This is a genomic window from Sporolactobacillus spathodeae (assembly GCF_016908935.1).
Lineage (GTDB): Bacteria > Bacillota > Bacilli > Bacillales > Sporolactobacillaceae > Sporolactobacillus > Sporolactobacillus spathodeae.
The window spans coordinates 17071-36742 of the sequence record NZ_JAFBEV010000007.1 but is presented as its reverse complement, the minus strand read 5'-3'; the positions used below and the strand labels follow the sequence as shown (position 1 = coordinate 36742).

Annotated in this window: 14 protein-coding genes, 1 pseudogene, 1 riboswitch and 1 other annotated feature; of the genes and pseudogenes, 12 read left to right on the top strand and 3 right to left on the bottom strand. The window is 46.3% G+C overall.

The window, feature by feature from the left end; all coding sequences use genetic code 11:
• Window positions 1-39 precede the first annotated feature (39 nt).
• From JOC27_RS05205 to nrdG, 5 genes and pseudogenes are all read left to right on the top strand, one after another.
• Window positions 40-1323 (top strand): aspartate aminotransferase family protein, encoded by a 1284-nt coding sequence (locus JOC27_RS05205; RefSeq protein ID WP_205005955.1) that lies wholly within the window; start codon window positions 40-42, stop codon window positions 1321-1323.
• Between the two features lie 398 nt (window positions 1324-1721).
• Window positions 1722-2579 (top strand): HAD family hydrolase, encoded by an 858-nt coding sequence (locus tag JOC27_RS05200; protein WP_239529818.1) that lies wholly within the window; start codon window positions 1722-1724, stop codon window positions 2577-2579.
• A 133-nt stretch (window positions 2580-2712) separates the two neighbouring features.
• Window positions 2713-3693 carry a DMT family transporter gene (locus tag JOC27_RS05195; protein WP_205005954.1) on the top strand — a complete coding sequence of 327 codons (981 nt, stop codon included), beginning with the start codon at window positions 2713-2715 and terminating at the stop codon, window positions 3691-3693.
• Between the two features lie 283 nt (window positions 3694-3976).
• Window positions 3977-5812, top strand: a pseudogene (nrdD, locus tag JOC27_RS05190) (anaerobic ribonucleoside-triphosphate reductase); the annotation flags it as partial.
• 62 nt (window positions 5813-5874) lie between these two features.
• Window positions 5875-6378, top strand: coding sequence for an anaerobic ribonucleoside-triphosphate reductase activating protein (nrdG, locus tag JOC27_RS05185; RefSeq protein WP_205005953.1), 504 nt, complete (start codon window positions 5875-5877; stop codon window positions 6376-6378).
• A 66-nt stretch (window positions 6379-6444) separates the two neighbouring features.
• Here the strand turns inward: nrdG and rnhA are convergent, their stop codons facing one another.
• The gene (rnhA, locus tag JOC27_RS05180) at window positions 6445-6903 is read right to left on the bottom strand and encodes a ribonuclease HI (RefSeq protein WP_205005952.1); all 459 of its coding nucleotides are present in this window, start codon (window positions 6901-6903) and stop codon (window positions 6445-6447) included.
• A gap of 734 nt (window positions 6904-7637) precedes the next feature.
• On the opposite strand from rnhA, the gene JOC27_RS05175 reads away from it, so the two are divergent.
• The 3 genes from JOC27_RS05175 (at window position 7638) to JOC27_RS05165 (ending at window position 12575) form a co-directional block, all read left to right on the top strand.
• On the top strand, window positions 7638-8570 hold the full coding sequence (locus JOC27_RS05175; protein WP_205005951.1) for a 2-dehydropantoate 2-reductase: 933 nt from the start codon (window positions 7638-7640) through the stop codon (window positions 8568-8570).
• A 462-nt stretch (window positions 8571-9032) separates the two neighbouring features.
• Complete coding sequence (locus tag JOC27_RS05170) at window positions 9033-9920, top strand: C39 family peptidase (protein ID WP_239529808.1); 888 nt, start codon at window positions 9033-9035, stop codon at window positions 9918-9920.
• Between the two features lie 174 nt (window positions 9921-10094).
• A riboswitch (cyclic di-GMP riboswitch) is annotated at window positions 10095-10180 on the top strand.
• Between the two features lie 244 nt (window positions 10181-10424).
• Window positions 10425-12575, top strand: coding sequence for an SH3 domain-containing protein (locus JOC27_RS05165; RefSeq protein ID WP_205005950.1), 2151 nt, complete (start codon window positions 10425-10427; stop codon window positions 12573-12575).
• 296 nt (window positions 12576-12871) lie between these two features.
• Here JOC27_RS05165 and JOC27_RS05160 read toward each other — a convergent pair whose 3' ends face one another.
• Both JOC27_RS05160 and bacA read right to left on the bottom strand, forming a co-directional pair.
• Complete coding sequence (locus JOC27_RS05160) at window positions 12872-13483, bottom strand: LOG family protein (RefSeq protein WP_205005949.1); 612 nt, start codon at window positions 13481-13483, stop codon at window positions 12872-12874.
• A gap of 337 nt (window positions 13484-13820) precedes the next feature.
• On the bottom strand, window positions 13821-14639 hold the full coding sequence (bacA, locus tag JOC27_RS05155) for an undecaprenyl-diphosphate phosphatase (protein ID WP_205005948.1): 819 nt from the start codon (window positions 14637-14639) through the stop codon (window positions 13821-13823).
• Between the two features lie 318 nt (window positions 14640-14957).
• Window positions 14958-15182 (top strand) — a binding site (T-box leader).
• Window positions 15183-15341: 159 nt separating this feature from the next.
• On the opposite strand from bacA, the gene argC reads away from it, so the two are divergent.
• Genes argC through JOC27_RS05135 form a run of 4 tightly spaced genes read left to right on the top strand, consistent with a single transcriptional unit; the run spans window position 15342 to window position 19661 of the window.
• Window positions 15342-16379 carry an N-acetyl-gamma-glutamyl-phosphate reductase gene (gene argC / locus JOC27_RS05150; protein WP_205005947.1) on the top strand — a complete coding sequence of 346 codons (1038 nt, stop codon included), beginning with the start codon at window positions 15342-15344 and terminating at the stop codon, window positions 16377-16379.
• A 14-nt stretch (window positions 16380-16393) separates the two neighbouring features.
• Window positions 16394-17620, top strand: a complete 1227-nt coding sequence (gene argJ, locus JOC27_RS05145; protein WP_415641017.1) for a bifunctional glutamate N-acetyltransferase/amino-acid acetyltransferase ArgJ — start codon at window positions 16394-16396, stop codon at window positions 17618-17620.
• A gap of 48 nt (window positions 17621-17668) precedes the next feature.
• A complete protein-coding gene (gene argB / locus JOC27_RS05140) occupies window positions 17669-18478 on the top strand; it encodes an acetylglutamate kinase (RefSeq protein ID WP_205005946.1) in 810 nt (269 codons plus the stop codon).
• Entirely contained in the window at window positions 18465-19661 is a 1197-nt protein-coding gene (locus JOC27_RS05135) for an aspartate aminotransferase family protein (RefSeq protein WP_205005945.1), read from the top strand. The genes argB and JOC27_RS05135 overlap by 14 nt, the downstream gene beginning before the upstream one ends.
• The last annotated feature ends 11 nt before the right edge of the window (window positions 19662-19672 follow it).

Genomic DNA, 19672 nt, shown 5'->3' with positions numbered 1-19672 from the left:
AACCATACAACGAAGAATGAAATTGGAGGGACAGGAATCATGGCGGAAAAAAGTATGTATGAGCGCGCGCTCGAATTGTTTCCCCCGGTGGCATTACGCGCGACAGCGATCGGTGTTGACCGTGGAGAAGGTATTTATGTGTGGGACGAGAACGGTAGAAAGTATATTGATTTTGCCAGCGGTGTTGCGGTTGTCAATTGTGGCCACAATCATCCATATGTTGTTCAAAAGGCGAAGGAACAAATCGACAAATTGATTCACGGCGGTCATAATGTGGTTTATTATCAATCCTATATCGAACTTGCCGAAAAAATTCTTGGGCACGTCGGCAGCGATTATAAAATCTATTTTTCAAATAGTGGTGCCGAAGCGAATGAGGCGGCAATCAAACTTGCCAAGCAGGTGACCGGCCGTCCAGGCATTATTTCATTTAAAAGAAGTTTTCATGGCCGCACACTGGCGACGACGACGTTGACTGCCTCAAACGCTAAATACCGGCGCCATTACGAGGGACTCCTGCCAAGCGTTTATTATGCGGAATATCCATATTCAGCGCGCACGGGTCTCAGCGATGAAGAGGAAACCGCCCGTTGCATCGCTCAATTAGAAGAAATATTTCATGATCTGATTGAACCAGAACAAGTCGCTTGCATGATTCTTGAACCGATTCAAGGTGAGGGTGGCTATATTGTGCCGCCGAAGAGCTTCCTACAGGCGATTCGCCGGATTTGTGATCAGCACGGGATCCTGCTCGCTTTTGATGAAGTGCAGACGGGTTTCGGGCGCACAGGCAAGATTTTCGCTTACGAGCATTTTGATGTTAAGCCGGATATCATGAGTTTGGCTAAAGCGATTGCCAACGGCTTCCCGTTGAGCGCGATGGTTGCGAAGCGTTCTCTGATGGATCAATGGCCTGCAGGTACACATGGCGGCACGTTTGGTGGCAATCCGGTTGCTTGCGCGGCGGGGACTGCTGTCTTCGAACTGCTCGAAAACGGACTGGCCGATCATGCGGCAACAATGGGTAGCTATTTCAAAGCCAAACTTGAGAAAATGAAAGCTAATCATCAGGAAATTCTTGACGTGCGTGGGTTGGGGCTGATGATCGGGATGGAATTCGTCACGAAAGACGGCAAACCAGATGCCAAACTCGTGGAAAGCCTGCGTTCGATTGCACTCGAAAAGGGATTGATTCTTTTGTCGTGCGGCGTCAGCAAAAACGTCATCCGCTTCATCCCACCGCTTATTGTTACGGAAGAGCAAATCGACGAGGCATTGGCGATTTTTGACGCGAGCCTGGAAGAAGCTTTGAAACAGCGATAAAAAGATGACTATGCCGCAGTAATGTAATCAGAAAAGAATCGAACAGTGCCAAGTGCACATCCGGTTCTTTTTATTTTCACGCTGCTTTTTGCGTAAAAATGGAGCGAAGGCGCTCTGACGCCTTGCGGAAACAGCGAGCCAGCGAGCAGCCGAAGCGCAATTTTTCAAAAAAGACTTGGCTACGCCAAGTTTATCTTACCGAATCAGTCAGGCCCCAAGACTTCAGAGGATAGGGGAGATCCCCCAGCAAATAAGAAACATTTTTTGATGTAACGATTCATTCATGTAAATAATTAATATAAATACATCGTCTAAGAAGAAAAAAAAGAGCGATAACGGTACAATGAAACTACATGTTTATGTACAGCTATTAAGCGGATAACTGGAGTGTGATTCCTATGATGGAAATTGAAACAATCATGTTTGACCTCGATGGTACGGTGCTGACGCCGCACAATCAAGTGCCTGAAGAGCTGCCTGTCTATCTGAACACATTGAAAGAACGAGGCAAACGTATCTTTGCCGTGACAGGGCGTAGTCTAAGCGAGGCAAAGGAAGTGCTGCCGGAACACTTTCCGGTAGAAGGGATGGTCACAGCGAATGGCATGGCTGTCTTTGCCGGTAAAGAAAAAATATTTCAGAGTGCACTCGATGCAACGCTGGTCCATCAACTGATCGAACGAGCAAGCGAAAAGCAGCTCTTCTACGAAATGCATCGGATCAGCGGCGGCAGAATCGCTTTTGCAAAGGATAAAGCCTATATGGAAGCACAAATCAGCGGCGAGAAACCGGAGAGGGTGCATATTAACGAATGGCTGTCGCGCCAAAAAGTCATGCGCCATACGATGACTTGGCTAGATTCACTCCCTGAAGAAAGTTGGAAGGAAATTGTCAAAATTTACTTCTACAGTTCATCAGTTGATCAGATGCAGGCGTGGAAAAAGGAATTGGCCGAACGGAATGAAACAATTCCTTTTGATTTCTTTTCTTCCTCGCATAATAATGTCGAGGTCAATACCAAGGGCATTTCTAAGGCGAGCGGCATCCGTATTTTGCTCGATCACTTCAAACTGAACGTGGAAAATGCCCTCGTGCTTGGCGATGGCGAAAATGATTTACCGATGTTCCATCTAGCTGGCCATTCAGTGGCTATGAAAAACGCGCCTGAAGCGATCCAAGCGCAGGCAGATGAAGTGACCGAATTTAGTTGCAGTGAAAATGGCGTTTACCATCATCTTAAGAAAATCTTCGGCTAATTAATGGTCTTTCCGGTTTTCCGAAGGAGCTGATTTTGCCATATACGACTCGCGTTATTTCAAAGCGCGGCTATGAATCAGGACGCAGCAGAATAATAGAAAAATTTTAAGACAAGTCAGGATGTGAGAACTTTTGCGTGCGATGTTTCTTGGCATACTATCCGCCTTTTTCTTTGCGGTGACTTTTATTGCCAACCGTGAGATGGCGCTTTCCGGAGGAAACTGGATGTGGAGCGGTTCGTTGCGCTACTTTTTTATGCTTCCTTTCCTGTTTGTTCTCGTGGGCCTTCGCGGCAATTTAAAACCGATTTTGCAGGAGCTTCGGCATCATCCGCAGAACTGGTTGATTTGGAGTACGGTTGGTTTTGGTCTCTTCTATGCGCCACTGTGTTTCGCTGCAGCATATGGTCCAGGTTGGCTGATTGCAGCAACTTGGCAGTTGACGATTGTTTGCGGCGCGCTATTGTCCCCTCTCTTTTCGGTAACCATTCAGACAGAGAATGGGCCTGTAGTATTGCGTGAAAGAATACCCGTTCGCGGACTTGCATTGTCGGTTATCATTTTGATCGGGATCGCGCTGATGCAGTTGAGTCAGGTGGGGCAGGCGCCACTTACGTCAATTAGTTTCAGTGTGCTCGCTATTTTGATCGCCGCGATTTCTTATCCACTTGGCAATCGGAAGATGATGGCTTACACGGGGCGCCGCTGGGATACTTTTCAGCGTCTGCTCGGCATGACGCTTGCCAGTTGTCCTTTTTGGCTGCTACTTTCCGGATTTGCGCTTGTGACAGCCGGGCCACCGCCAATCGACCAGATCATTCAATCGATCATCGTTGCTGTCTCCTCCGGTGTGATTGCCACTGTTTTGTTTTTCTATGCGACTGAGCTTGTTAAAGAGGACAGCGGCAAGCTTGCTGCCGTGGAGGCGACTCAGTCTATGGAAGTTGTTTTTACTTTGCTCGGCGAATTGATTTTCTTCGGTGGCAGTCTGCCTACGCACTCAGCGTGGATTGGTCTATTGTTGGTAATTGGCGGCATGATTCTGCACAGTAGCCTTTCGCAAAGTCGTTCTCCTTTGCGCAATAGAACGGCCGAAAGCAACGCCAGCGAATAACAATCACTTTCGCCCGCGAAAGTGATTGATGCGATTCTATGAAAGACGCGTTTTTGACGCTCCGGTGATTTAGTACCTCTGGATTTTCAAAGGGTACTCCACTGTCACAAATTCTCCACAAATTGATTTTTCCTATTCTATCAATAAATTGTGTTACTCAAGGAATAAACATCAATATATTGTATTGAGCAATCATTGAACCCACAAGATATTGTTCTATAATGGTCTATATAGAACATAGGGACGGTGATTAGGATTGATTAATGAACCAGTTGTTAAGGAAAAGACATTGGACGATAAGATCCGAGATTTAATTAATATGGACGAGTATGTGGCAAATGAAAATGCAAATAAGGATGAGAAAGTATTTAACACTCAGCGGGATTTGCTTGCCGGGGTCGCGGCGCGAGATTTTGCGCTACGTCACATTCTTCCGAAAGAATTTGCCGACGCGCACAATCAGGGAATCATCCATTTTCATGATCTCGACTACTCGCCGTTTTTCAGCATGTACAATTGTATGCTGATTGATTTTAAAGGGATGTTTGAGAACGGCTTCTCGATCGGTAATGCCGACGTCGAGAGTCCACGTTCGATAAAAACAGCGACAGCGCTTGTTGCCCAGATTGTCGCCAATGTTTCTTCGAATATCTATGGGGGTACATCTTTCAATCGAGCAGACGAAGTGCTCGAACCTTACGCGAAAATCAGCTTCCAAAAATATTTGAAAACAGCCAAGCAGTGGATTTCCGATCCAAAAGAACAGGAAAACTATGCGTATGCGATGACGAAACAAGAAATCTATGATTCGATGCAGTCGCTGGAATACGAGATTAATACCCTTTTCTCTAGCAACGGTCAGACACCATTTTTTACACTTAATTTTGGCCTTGGCGATTCCTGGTTTGCCCGTGAGATTCAGAAGGCCATTCTGAAAGTACGTATTCAGGGACTCGGACGCGATCACAAAACGGCTGTATTTCCAAAACTCGTGTTCACGATCAAACGTGGCTTGAATTTGAATCCTGAGGATCCGAATTACGATATCAAGAAGATGGCTTTGGAATGCGCAACCAAAAGGATGTATCCGGACATTCTGAATTATGATCGAATTGTCGAAGTGACAGGCGATTTCAAGGCGCCGATGGGCTGTCGATCGTTCCTGCCATCTTATCAGGAAAATGGCGAGTATATTGCTGATGGTCGTAATAATATGGGCGTGGTCACACTCAATATTCCACGAATTGCCATTGAGTCACACGGCGACAAAGGGCTATTTTGGTCCTTGTTCGAGGAAAGACTTGATCTTGTTTGCCGGGCATTGCAGTTCCGGATCCATACACTCGATGAAGTGACCGCGAAAAATGCGCCAATTCTCTATCAATATGGGGCGACCGGCCAACGGCTCGATGCCGATCAGCGGGTCCAGGATATTTTCAAAAATGGTCGGGCAACTGTCTCGATGGGCTATATTGGTCTCTATGAGGCAGCGACAGTGTTCTACGGCCCAGATTGGGAACATAACCCAGAAGCCAAGGCATTTACACTCGATATTGTCAAACGCTTTAAAGAAGTATCGGTGCAGTGGCGTGAGCGGACTGGCTATGCATTCAGCGTCTACGCGACCCCTTCAGAAAGTTTGACTGATCGATTCTGCCGCTTAGACAAACAGAAATTCGGCAGTATTAAAGACATTACGGATAAAGACTATTACACGAACAGCTTTCATTATGATGTGCGCAAGAAGATTACGCCCTTTGAGAAAATAGATTTTGAAAAGGATTATGAACCGTACACGGCTGGTGGTTTTATCCACTATTGCGAGTTTCCATCATTGATTCATAATCCGGAAGGCCTGGAGGCTGTTTGGGATTATGCGTATGATCGCATCGGCTATTTCGGCACGAATACGCCGATTGATAAATGTTATGCATGTGGCTATGAAGGTGAATTCGAAGCAACGGCGGAAGGATTTAAATGTCCAAGCTGCGGCAATCACAATCCAGAGACGACTTCCTGCATCCGCCGTCTGTGCGGCTACCTCGGTTCGGTGATCCAGCGCAAACCAATTAAAGGACGGCTGAAAGAAATTAATAGCCGCGAAAAACAGCAGAGTTGATTTCATGAACAGTGCGTCAAGAAGAGGGATAAAGCGGTTTGCAGATTGGAGGTATCCTCTCAATGAATTACGCTGATTATAAACGTTTTGATTTTTTAAATGGAACAGGGATCCGTCATTCGCTGTTCGTAAGTGGCTGTCATTTTCATTGCAAAGGCTGTTGGAATGCGGCTGCCTGGAACCCGCGGTTCGGTACGCCTTATACCCCACAACTTGAGCAGCAGATTATTGATGATCTGAATCAGCCGGATATTCGGGTGCAAGGTTTGTCGCTGCTCGGCGGCGAACCATTTGACCACCCGCAAACGCTGAAGCCGCTTGTGCACCGGGTGAAAGTAGAATGCCCGGGTAAAGATATCTGGTGCTGGAGCGGGTTTGTTTTCGAAGAACTAGTGGCCGATCCGGTACATCGGGATATGCTGAGCGATATTGACGTGCTCGTGGACGGACCGTTCGACATAACCAAGAGGAATTTGCAGCTGAAGTTCCGTGGCTCCTCAAACCAAAGGATTATTGATGTGAAAAAATCGCTGGATGAAAACAAGGTCATTGTGATGGCCAGTTAAAGAAATCCTGCCCGAAAGAATGCTCGGGCAGGATTTTTGTACACGAAGGAATGTTTCTTGCAGCTGTTACACGTTTCGGCTGACTTCATCCATTGCCTGATTGGCAAGACGGTCGGCACGCTCATTAAGCGCCACGCCGTGGTGGCCTTTGACCTTATTAAAACGGATTGACTGTTGCTTGCTGGCCAGATCATGCAGACGCATCCATAGCTCCTTGTTCTTAACGGGGGCTCCGGAGGCGGTACGCCAGCCTTTTTTTACCCATCCATTAACCCAGCTATTCATACCATTGACTACGTAGGCGCTATCAATAAAGAAATCAACGGGAACATTGCTTGTTTTCAGGGTTTCTAGTGCCCGGATGGCTGCAGTTAGTTCCATAATATTGTTTGTTGTATTGATTGCACCGCCGAATAGTTCTTTTATGTGATCCTGATAGCTGAGGACAGCGCCCCAGCCGCCGACATTGCTATCGCTTTGGTTGCCGCGGCAACCGCCGTCGCAATAGATAATGATTTGATCCATTAACAGACCCTCCGCTTTCCGGCAGATAACACCGGTTCATTCCGATTAATATGAACATAGTATAACAAGTTTTGTATTCCTGTGTCTTTTTATAAAGAAAAGGGAGTTTTATCCTTTTGGCGAAAATGAGTTAAATTTCGCGGCACGCGAGCGGTTAGCGAGCGATCTATCGAGGTACATTTGTTCAAAAGAGTGCTTCTGTTACACCAAGTTTTACAAATATGACTTCCTAAGGAGAGCCAAGCGGTGAAGTTCTAATCTCAGCCATGGCATCAGCAGAGTAGGGTGGGCCATTGACAGAGCAAGGTGTAACATCGACAGAGTAAGGCACAACATCGACCCAGTAAGGCGTAATCTCAACAGAGTGGATCGGAGCATCACAGAGCAAATTACAATCGTAGAAAAAGTATGCTTCGCTAAATTTTGGCCTTTGCGAAAAATGGAGCGAAGGCGCGAGACGCCTGCGGGAAAAGCGAGCCAAGTGAGACCCCGCAGATACTAGCTTGTCCGAGGAGACTCGCGGATCGCCCGCGGCAAGCGAGCAACCGGAACGCAATTGCTATAAAAAAGGACTTGGCGAAGCTAAGTCTTTCTCAATAGATCGCTAATTCCAGTTTTTTAATAAGCGAAGTTCTTCATCTTGCGTTAAAATAGATGTAAGGTTAGATAACATCGGTTTGAAACAAAAGTATAAATTAATCGGATCGGTTCTAAATTTAAAGGGGTGTGAGATCGTGAGAATAGCAGTATTAGGAGCAGGGGCTATCGGTTGTTTTTTCGGCGGCTTATTGGCACGCAGCCACTGTGATGTCACTTTTGTTGCAAAGGGTCGAACATTGGAACGTCTTCGGACGCATGAGTTAGTTGTAAAAAGTGTGCGCGGGGACTTTTCCTTACCGGTTCCGGTGCTAGATAGCGGCCACTTAGAAGGCGTTTCTTCTTTTGACATGATTTTACTCGCCATTAAATCAACCGCGTTGGAAGAAGTTCTACCGCAACTCAAACAATTATCGGATCAGCACACAAAGATCATTTGTCTCTTGAACGGAATTGGCAATGAAGAGCGATTGGCGGAAGTTTTTGGCCCCCAACAAATTATCGGGGGCTCCGCATTCATCTCGGTGATTCGAGAGGCGCCAGGTAGGGTCAATCATGTGGGCGAAGGACGGCTCGTACTTGGACCGTGGCAGTCGGATGCATCTATAGAAAATCTGAAGACGATCGTGGGCATTTTGCAGCAAGCGGGCATTGAGGCATCAATTACTTCAGCTATTCGCCAGATCAAATGGGAAAAATTACTTTGGAATATTACCTACAATCCATTGACTGCGCTGACTGGTACAATTGTTGGCAATGCACTTAGCGATCCAGACCTAAAAAACATTCTTCAATCGGTTAAGGATGAATACTTACAAGTTGCCTCTGCGGCTGGAATTACCATCAGCGCTGCATATACCGACTCCTTGCTCTTGCCTGATAAGGAAGTCCAGAATCATAAAACATCAATGCTTCAGGATTTTGAAAATGGCCGGGAAATGGAACTGGAAGCGATACTCGGTTTTGTACTTACGACTGCAAATAAGATCGGTGTCCAACCGAAAACGATTGAATGTCTTTACCATTTGTTACGCTACGCCGAGAGAAAAGCAGGAACGGCAGTTCATTAATCCTATCTTAAGAAAAATAGTGAAAAATAAATAAACTGGAGATGTCTTTCGCAGTTTGAAAGGCTTTTTTTATCATAAGAGAAAAATGAATCTGATTTTTGGCGAAGCGAGCGACCAGAACGCAATTGGTGGAAACAACTTGGCTATGCCAAGTTTTTCTGAAAAGAAACTTTCCGAAAAATGGAGCGAAGGCGCGAGACTCCTCCGGGAAAAGCGAGCCAAGTGAGTCCCCACAGATTCTAATTTGTCTGAGGAGGCTCACGGATCGCCCGCGGCAAACGAGCAGCCGAAGCGCAATTGGTGGAAAAAAGGCAATGTGCTCGGGCACTCGCGGAAATAAATGATCAAAAACAACAGTAGACTTTAACAAAGCCTATAAGCTAGCAATCTATAAATTTCAATGGCAACTTAAGCAACAAGAAAGAAGTAGAGAAGCACAAATTGTGCAAGAAGGAGCAGAGTATGGTTTTCAAAAGCGTATCCGTTTTTATTGTTATATTCATTATTATTGGCGGCAGTTTCTTGCTCCTGCACTATTATATGGACGCGGAAGGGAGAAACGCCGAAAAGCATTCCGCACATCAGGTTCCTTCAAAGCAAGTCAGTGTCGTAAAGCAGACTGAAGCACAACGGGCAGAAGTTAAGGACAAGGAGAAAAAAAATCTGGAAGCCGTGAAAAAAACGCAGCAAAAACAGGCAGTAATAGCATCAGCACGTCTGCCCGCGGCAAAAAAACTGACTGTACCTTTTGTCAGTCAGTTGCCGGAATTACCAAACGGATGCGAAATAACCAGTCTGACCATGTTGCTGCAATCTGCCGGTATCAACGTCACCAAGATGACATTGGCGGAACAAGTTAAAAAGGTACCGTATCAATCCGACGGCTATATGGGCAATCCGAATCAAGGATTTGTCGGCAATATGTATCATGGAAATCGAAACAATCCTGGATTAGCTGTCTATCATGGACCAGTGGCGAATTTAGCCCGCACGTATCTTGGCAATCGTGTCATTGATTTAAGCGGCTCTTCTTGGACAAGTGTGGAGCAGCAAATTGCATCAGGACATCCGGTGTGGGTAATTACCAGTATTAATTCTCAACCAGTACCTGCGGGAAGCTGGCACCCATGGCGAACACGTAGTGGGATAATCCAGATAACATTTATGGAACATTCGGTCCTTGTAACAGGCTATGACAAGACACATGTTTATTTTAATAATCCGTTAGCCGCCCAATCAGGAAGCAAGGCGTTGAAGAAGAACTTTATAACGGCCTGGCATCAATTCGGCAATCAAGCGATATCGTATCGAGGACAGCCGCTCGAAAAAAAAGATGATGATGATGACTAAAGTATCACGAAGTTTTGTCCGATAAACTATTTAGGACATATTGAAATGGGCTATTAGACTCTGAGAGAAAAAGATCGAAAATTGTCATAGGAATTTGTGACTTATTCCATTGAAAAAATTTTGCTATCGGTCTATAGTTTAAGTAAATATCATTGATATAATTAACAAAAACTCTTTTTCAAAGAGCAAAACTGTTGAAAAACAGTGACGCAAAGTCACGGGTCCTAAGCATGTATATGCCAGACAGCCGGACTGCCGTAGTTCATTATTCTCGAAACGAGAGCGAATCGTAGTTAGTGAAGGGTTTTTAATTGTACATTGGAACATTACTCCTTCTTCATTCCTCTCAATGAACAGGCAACGCTTTGCTACCGCAGAACCATCCAAACCAACCCATAGTAACGCAATTTTTATTAATAAACGACAATTCATTTTAGCAGGTTTGGTCCGTAATGCGGCATCAAACGGTCATCGGCTACATGAGACGAATGGAGGAGTAAAATAGTGACACTTAACCGGGGAATAACCGTTCTTGGAACATTTGCGACCGCGGCGGCGGTGACAGCTGTCGCAGCCGCTGCGCCAGCTCAGGCATCGGCGGATACTTTTCCATCGTATACAGGGCAGGCCACTGCTAACTTGAATGTTCGGACGACACCAGATACATCGCATGCGATACTCGGCACTTTGAAAAAGGGCGAGACATTTGAAGTGATCGGTGCAGTTGAGGGCGGTAACTGGCTGAAGATCAGCTATCAAAACAAAGAAGCTTATGTTGACGGTGATTATGTGACAAAGAAAGGAACAGCAACAAAGGCAACACAAGCTGTGGAGAAAGTTTCGGCTTATCCTGCAGTGACGACGGCCAATTTAAATGTTCGTTTCCTACCGACAAGCAGCGGAAGTGTGCTGGCAACCTTGAAGAAGGGCACACAAGTAACGGTGACCGGCAAGACGGCTGACGGATGGTTGCAAATCCGTTATAAGAGCGGCTCAGCTTACGTCGCCGGCAAATATACCAGCACCGTATCCGCTGGTTCTATATCTAAAGATATAACAACTTCTGTCACCTCAACGAATTATACAGGAAAAACGACGGCAAACCTGAATGTCCGCCGCGGGGCTTCGACTGGTTATTCCATCGTGACGACATTAAAAAAAGGAACACAGTTAAATGTCGTAGCGGTGAGCGGTTCTTGGTTGAAAGTCAATCAAAATGGGGTCAGCGGATGGGTATCGAGTAAATATGTGACCAAGAATTCATCCAGCAGTACGTCGTCTGGATCCAATTCTTCCGCCACCGTGCAATATACAGGTAAGACAACAGCCAATCTGAATGTGCGTAGCGGTGCATCGGTGTCTGCAAGCATTTTGACAACATTAAAGAAAGACAGTTCGGTATCGGTAACAGGCAGCAACGGTAATTGGCTGCAGATAGAATACAAAAATGGAACAGCATGGGTTGCGAAAGACTATGTCAGCAAATCGGGAACTGCTGATTCCTCACAAACGGCAACAGCTTCGAAGGTGCTTTACCAGAGAGTGACAACAGCCAAACTAAATGTACGCAAAAGTGCCTCGATTTCAAGTAGCATTCTGACGACGTTAGCAAAAGGAACGACAGTTGATGTAACTGGCACCAGGGGCAATTGGCTGCAAATTAAATATAATGGTGGAACGGCTTATGTATCCGCCGATTTTGTTGCAGCCCCCCAATCAACTGAGGCTCAGTCAAGCAATTCTGGTTCGAAAGCCGTACAAGCTGTTATCACAACAGCTGTTAGATTCCGCGAGGGGCCGAGCACATCTGCAAAAATCTACAGAACGCTGAGCTCAGGTACTTTGGTTGAATGGCTTGCCGAAACAACGGACGGTTGGGTCAAGGTTAGCTACGGCGGTAAAGACGGCTATGTGTACGGCGATTATATTGAAAAACAGACGGCCTCGAGCATATCCGCTGAAAATTCGGCATCAGTAAAAATACCGTACAGTGTTTCTTTCGCATCTGCATTAGCGAAAGAGGAGAAGGTTAGCAATGCGTCAGCAGCAGTAATTGCAGAATATATGAATCCAAATAATTTTGCGATTGGAACGTCTGCTTATTATCAATTTCTCAAACTATCTACTACAGTGAATGTTGATGCTGGCACACTGAATAAGTTGCTCGCGGGTAGAGGAACGCTCGACGGACAGGGGCAGGCTTTTTTAGATGCTGCGCAATACAGCAAGGTCAATGTGTTCTATCTGATCGCCCATGCTATTCTGGAAACGGGCAGTGGCCGCTCGGATTTGGCGCAGGGTGTGGCGGTCGGCGGTACAAAAGTCTATAATATGTTCGGCATCTCAGCATTCGATGGAACGGCGGTCGTCTCAGCCTCCAATTATGCTTCGGAAAAGGGATGGACGTCTCCGGCGGCAGCGATAAAAGGCGGCGCACAATGGATTGCGTCGCATTATATCTATCGATCAGATTATCAGCAGGACACTTTGTATAAGATGCGTTGGAATCCGGTCGCTTTAGAATCTGGAAGTGCGGCTCATCAATATGCGACCGATGTTGCTTGGGCAGTGAAGCAAACGAGCATGATGAACAATTTATACAGCAGTGTCAGCGGGGCAAATCTTGTTTTTGAAGTGCCACAATATACGAATTAATGGGCTAAGTTTTTTGGAAATAACCAAAATTTGGATACTGAGGCTAATAAGGTGATCGCGTTGCGCCAGCGTTGGCCACAATGAGCTTTAGGATTGGACCGTACGAAAGAGAACGTCTTAAGACCGAAAAATCGGTTTTGAGACGTTCTTTTCTGTGAAAGAAAACAATTTTGAATCCGTTCTTAGCAAAAGCGTAGCGGCTGATTGTTCGAAAAGTTAGCCGTTTAAACACTTGAGCGCTGGAACGTCTCCAGCAAGTGAGACGTTGAAGCATGATTGCTACACAGGCTTCCAAATTAGACGTTCTTCGAAGAACTTTTGCCTGCGTTTGGATACTGTTTCCATTTGTTTCCGAGTGACGGCGGGACAAAATGATCGATCGCCACCAGCAATTCTGCGGGATCTTCCGAAACAATTAGCAGGCGTAGATTGGATTCGGGCGTGAATCCGTGCGCGATACTATGGCGGATCAGCTGCAGAAGCGGTTCAAAATAGTGCTCGCTATTCAGTAGCGCCATCGGTTTTTTATGGCTGCCAACTTGAGCAAGGCAAAGAATCTCAAATATTTCATCAAACGTTCCGATTCCCCCTGGCAAAGCGATGAAGGCATCGGCTAATTCAATCATCTTTTTTTTACGCTGATGCATATTGCTGACTTTAATCAGCTGCGTTAGATTCGTGTGCGTCATCTCATCAAGCACAAGCCCTTGTGGCATCACGCCAATTGCCTCACCGCCGGCAAGCAGGATGCTGTCGGCCAATTCCCCCATCAGTCCGATCGACGAACCGCCGAAGATCAGCCGATCATTCTTCTCTGCCATCAACTGACCAAGCAGTCTCGCGTTTTCCGCATATTGCGGATTATTGCCTGGGTTCGCACCTGCGAATACACAAATGGACGGGTTCATCAACATCCGCTCCTTTATTTCGTTTGTAGCATGCGTAAGTAAGGTGTTCTTGTACATTAAGAAAGTTTAAGGATTTTTGCACAAAAATGCAGCGCCAGTGCGAGACGCCTGCGGGAACAGCGTGCCAGATGGGCCCAATAGATTCTAGCTTGTTTGAGGCTCGCATTGCGCCTGTGGCCAGTGCGCCGATGAAACGCATGTGTTGTAAAAAAGGATTTGGCTCACCGAGTCTTTCTTAACATTTTACCGCTGTTTGCGAGTGGAAATGACTGATTTGGGGTGAAAAAGGCAAAAAAAAGCCAGGGACGATTCAGGTCCCTGGTTTTGCTGTGTACACTCAATGAAATAAAATAAACGTAAAGAGAATCGCAATAATAAAACGATAGATTGCAAATGGCGTCAATGTGAAGCGACGCAGCAATTTCAAGAAGAAAACAATCGCGAACATAGCAACGACAAAAGCGGTCAGAAAACCGACAATAAACATTGGCAGATCAGCAAGCGTCAGGAAATGCAAGCTTTTGACAAAATCAAGACCGCTCGCACCCATCATCATCGGTACGGCGACAATGAAGGAAAATTCAGCAGATGTTTTACGATCGACGCCGCAAATCAGTCCGCCAGAAATGGTTGATCCTGAACGGGAGAAGCCGGACCAAAGCGACAGACATTGAAAAAGTCCGATAATGAAAGCCTGCCTGTAGCTTAATTGATCCAAAGACTGGCTTTCGGTAGCGTACCGTTCTCTTCGCTTGGCGACACGGTCGGCAAAAATCATCAGCACACCGCCGGCGACAAGAGCAACAAGAACGGTTGCCGGGGCAAATAGATATTTTTTGATGAAGTCATGAAGCAATAAGCCTAATACACTACCTGGCAGACAAGCCAAGATAATATGTATTAAATTCAAATGTGAGGTGTAACGCTCATTGTGATTGCGGTAAAAGCCAAATAAACTCCATAGACGTTTCCAATAGAGGACGACAACGGCCATGATCGAACCAAGTTGGATGATAACTTCGAATGTTTTCGCTGTATCGCTTTGAAAATTAAGCAGTCTTGCAGCGAGAATCAAATGGCCTGTAGAAGATACTGGGGCAAACTCCGTCAAACCTTCTACGGTTCCAAGAATCAGCGCATAAATAAGATGAATCACAAGTTCCACCAACCTTAACTGATGTAATTTTGTTAATTTTTCGGCTCAAAAAAGACTTAATCATTATAGCATATTCTAAGCGGCGGACAGCCATTCAATGGGATGATTTACATTTGATGAAAGACTTTTAATGATTGATTCAATAAGTGACTGAGGAACAACGAATTTACGGGACGTTTCTTAGCATTTTTTGAAGCATATACGAAAAAAAACGGCCACTTAACAAAAGTGCTAGAAAACTTTTGAAAAGCGTTGACATATCTTATGAGAAATGTATAATAAGTATCACACAAGTTAGAACGATCACCCTATATGGGGAAGAAGTCGATGAGGAAGAGAGTAGCAGAGATGCAGACGCCACAGTGAGCCGGGAGAGTGGGAACCGGTGCGATGTCTCCTGTGAAGCGCACTTTCGAGGCGATTGCCTGAAATGAGTAATAGGGCAATCCGGGAACTCCCGTTACAGAGTCTTGAGCAGATTCCTGATTTTGAGGAATAACCAGAGTGGTACCGCGGGCAAAGTTATCAACGCTCGTCTCTTTTATAAAGTAAAAGAGGCGGGCGTTTTCTACTATACCCGCGTTTTCTTTCCTCTATGGAATTTAAGCTGCTGCATTGCACGCAGAAGTTTTAACACTTTGAAACGTCAGTATATTGGAAAATGACGAAAAAAAGAGAAAGTTCGAACAGGAGGCTTTAGCGTTGAAAGCAGGGATTGTTGGCGCGAATGGTTACAGCGGTGTTGAATTGATTCGTCTTTTGCTGAATCATCCGTACATCGAATTAGAGATGCTCGTTTCACATTCGACGAACGGGCAAAAAATTCAGGATATCTATCCACATTTAACGGGTGTGCTGAATCATGAACTGGAGCCGTTCGATGCAAATGAGCTCGCAAAACGCGTAGAGGTTGTCTTCTTTGCTACGCCGGCGGGTGTCAGCAAAACGCTGCTTCCTGAGTGCTTGGATAAGGGATTGCTTTGTATCGATTTATCCGGCGATTTCAGGCTCAAGACTCCTGAAGAATATGAAAAATGGTATCATCAAGCGCCTGCGGAGGCAGCTCGACTTGAAACCGCAGTCTACGGGTTGGCAGAAATCAATCACAAGCAGATTGAAGGGGCTCAATTTATTGCCAACCCCGGCTGCTATCCAACAGCCTCTTTGCTCGGTCTCGCGCCTGCGGTTAAAGATGGGGCGATTGACCTTTCCACAGTCATTATTGATGGAAAATCTGGTGTGACCGGCTCGGGAAGAAAAGCATCTATCGGTAATCTCTATGCTGAAGTCAACGACAGTGTCAAGGCATATAAGCTTGGCGCACACCAACACACACCGGAGATTGAGCAAGAACTTGCCGCAATGAGCGGTGAAAAGTCGGCGATTACGTTCAGCACGCATCTGATACCGATGAGCCGTGGTTTGATGTGTACAATTTACGCAACGATAACAAAAGGCTACTCAGAAAGGGAATGGCTCGATCTCTATCAATCTTTTTATGAAAAATCGCCGTTTGTCCGAATCAGGCCGCAAGGCAACTGGCCGGCAACCAAGGAAGTTGTCGGATCCAATTTCTGTGATATCGGCCTGAGTGTTGACGGGCGAACGAGGCGTCTGACCGTTGTATCAGTCATTGATAATGTGATTAAAGGTGCCGCGGGACAGGCGATTCAGAACCTGAATATCATAAAAGGATGGGATGAGAAAGCAGGACTTTCATTGACTCCTGTCTACCCTTGAGAGGAAGAAGCAAAGTGGATAAACGAATGGCAACTTTAGATAAAATGGTAATTTTAGAAAATGGCGGAGTTGGCACCGCGAAAGGATTTACTTCAGGCGGACGCCACATCGGACTGCGCTACAAACGCCCTGATCTCGGTTGGATTGTTTCTGAAGTGCCCGCGTCAGCTGCAGGCGTCTATACAACGAACCAGTTTAAAGCGGCACCGCTTAAAGTGACCCAAAAAGTCATTCAACAAAGCCATCAATTGCAAGCAGTACTCGTTAATTCAGTGAATGCCAATTCCTGTACAGGCGAACAAGGCATCGCCAACGCGATTCAGACGCAGCAGTGGGCGGCAAAGAAATTGGGCGTACCAGACGACCTGGTCGCCGTTGCCTCAACCGGAGTTATCGGCGTGCAATTACCGATGGATGTCATGGAGAAGGGCATTGAGGGAATCGATAGCGCCTGCGATGAAGCGACATTTGAACAGGCGATTCTGACGACGGACACAAAAGAGAAGCATCTAGCAGTTCAAATCGTGATCGACGGCCAACCTGTCACTATTGGCGGGGCTTGTAAGGGTTCTGGAATGATTCATCCGAATATGGCGACGATGCTCGGTTTTGTCACGACGGATGCTGCGATTGAAGCAGCGGATTTGCAGGGAGCCCTTAAGACGGTTACCGATAATACTTTCAATCGGATTACCGTGGATGGCGACACGAGCACTAACGATATGGTGCTTGTTCTGGCAAACGGCGCGGCAGGCAATCAGCCGCTTTCAGCGGCGCACCCAGAGTGGCAAACGTTCTTAGGTGCTTTGGAATATGTTTGCCGTTCGCTCGCCAAAATGATTGCCGCCGACGGTGAAGGCGCGACGAAGTTGATTGAAGTTCAAGTCAGCGGTGCCCAAGATCATGTAGCAGCGGAAAAAATTAGTAAAGCAATCGTTGGATCCAGTCTGGTGAAGACAGCGATTTTCGGTAGCGACGCCAACTGGGGACGAATTGTTTGTGCGATCGGTTACAGCGGTGCCTCATTCAATCCCGACCAGGTTTCACTTAAGCTCGGAGATATGCTTCTCTTTGAAAATGGGATGCCAATTGCTTTTGACGAAGACGAGGCAAAGCAGTATCTGGAACAGGATAGCATCGTTATCAAAGCTTCAGTCGGGTCAGGTGATGGTTTTGCCGTTGCCTGGGGATGCGACCTGACCTATAACTATGTGAAAATCAATGCTTCGTATCGTTCTTGAATGGCTGAACGGTCACGGAAAAATCAAGGAGAGAGCAGGAGGACTCCCATGAAACAGTATTTGGTTATTAAATGCGGCGGCAGTGTTTATGACAAACTGACCCCTTCATTTTTCAAGAATATACAAGAGATTCAAAAAGAAGGCATTTATGCCCCAATCATTGTTCATGGTGGGGGGCCGGCAATCTCCGAGATGCTGACAAAGCTTGATATTCCAACAAGCTTTCATGACGGTCTTCGATTTACATCACAGGATGTGCTCGATGTAGCTGAGATGATTCTCAGCGGTTCAATGAACAAGAAGCTGGTGGCAAATTTGCAAACGGCCGGTGGCAAGGCGGTCGGCTTGAGCGGGATAGATGGCCAGCTGTTTATGGCAGAGCCAATCGATCTTGAGAAACTAGGTTATGTCGGGGAAATTGTTTCTGTTGATCCCGCATTAATTCAAGCACTCTGCAGCAAAGGTTTCATTCCGGTTATTTCGCCGATATCGGCGGATGCGAGCGGTCAGCACTATAATATCAATGCTGATCAAGCGGCTGCCGCGATTGCAGGTGCCTTGCAGGCGAAGCTATGCTTTATCAGCGATGTTCCAGGCATTCTTGTGGAACAGGATGGCCAAATGAAGCAGCTGGATCAAGTCTCTGATTTGGAGATAGAGGATCTAATTGAAATGAAGAAAATCAGTGGGGGAATGATTCCCAAGGTGATGGCAGCGGTGGAAAGTCTGAAGCAGCAGGTTTCCGAAGTTGTGATCGTTAGCGGCTTAGTTCCGGAATCTCTGGTTGATTATACAAAGGGAAAGCGAGTAGGAACAAAAATCTTTCTTGAGGAGGAAATTATCCATGCCTGTCAGTGAAACAGTGACTTCTCAATCAGCAATCATGTCTGCTTATGGACGTTTTCCAATTACGATTGTCAAAGGGAAGGGCGCTTACGTCTGGGATGAACAAGGAAAGAAATACCTGGATTTTACATCAGGCATCGCCGTCTGTGCCTTGGGCCATGTGCCTGATGCGGTAGAAAATGCGCTGAAGGAACAGCTCGGTACACTTTGGCATTGTTCGAATCTTTTCCATATCGCACCGCAGGAACAATTAGCCAAAGAATTGACTGCAAAAGCCGGTCTGGATCAGGCATTTTTCTGCAATAGCGGTGCTGAAGCCAATGAAGGCGCGATCAAGCTTGCCCGTCTTTACGCGCATTTGGTTCTGAAGAAGGAACACGGTCATATCGTGACTTTCGACCATTCCTTTCACGGACGGACGCTTGCGACACTGACGGCTACCGCACAGGAAAAGCTGCAAAAGGGATTCGGTCCACTCGTTTCCGGCTTCAAGTATCTTCCTTATAATAGCAGCGAAGCATTGGACGCAATTGCCGCAGATGATGGATGCATGGCTGTGATGTTGGAAATGGTTCAAGGTGAAGGCGGCGTACTGCCGGCTGACCCGGAATGGATAAAACAGCTGAATCAATTATGTAAAGATAAAGGGATTTTGATCATTATTGATGAAGTACAAACGGGAATCGGACGGACGGGCAGCCTGTTTGCTTTTCAGCAATATGCGATCGATCCAGATATTGTGACATGTGCCAAGGCACTCGGGTCCGGTATACCAATAGGCGCGTTTATGGCAAAGAAACAGGTAGCCAAGGTATTTACACCGGGGACGCATGGTTCGACATTTGGTGGCAATCCGTTTGCGACAACAGCGGGACTTGCGACGCTTAATGCTTTTGATAAACAAAACGTCATTGAGCAATGCAAAAAAAACGCCGCTTATTTTATGGAAAAACTTCAGGCACTCAAAGCGACCTATCCAGCGCAGATTCTTGAAGTGCGTGGCAAGGGTCTATTGATTGGCGTGGAAACTGCTGTACCAGCAATTCAACTTGTCAATCAGCTGAGGGAGGACCATCAGGTACTAATCCTGACGGCAGGAGAAAAGGTACTCCGTATTTTGCCGCCGTTGGTGACGAATGAAAAGGAAATTGACATATTCATCGATGCATTGGAACAAGTCTTGAAAAATCAGTGAATGGGAGGGTC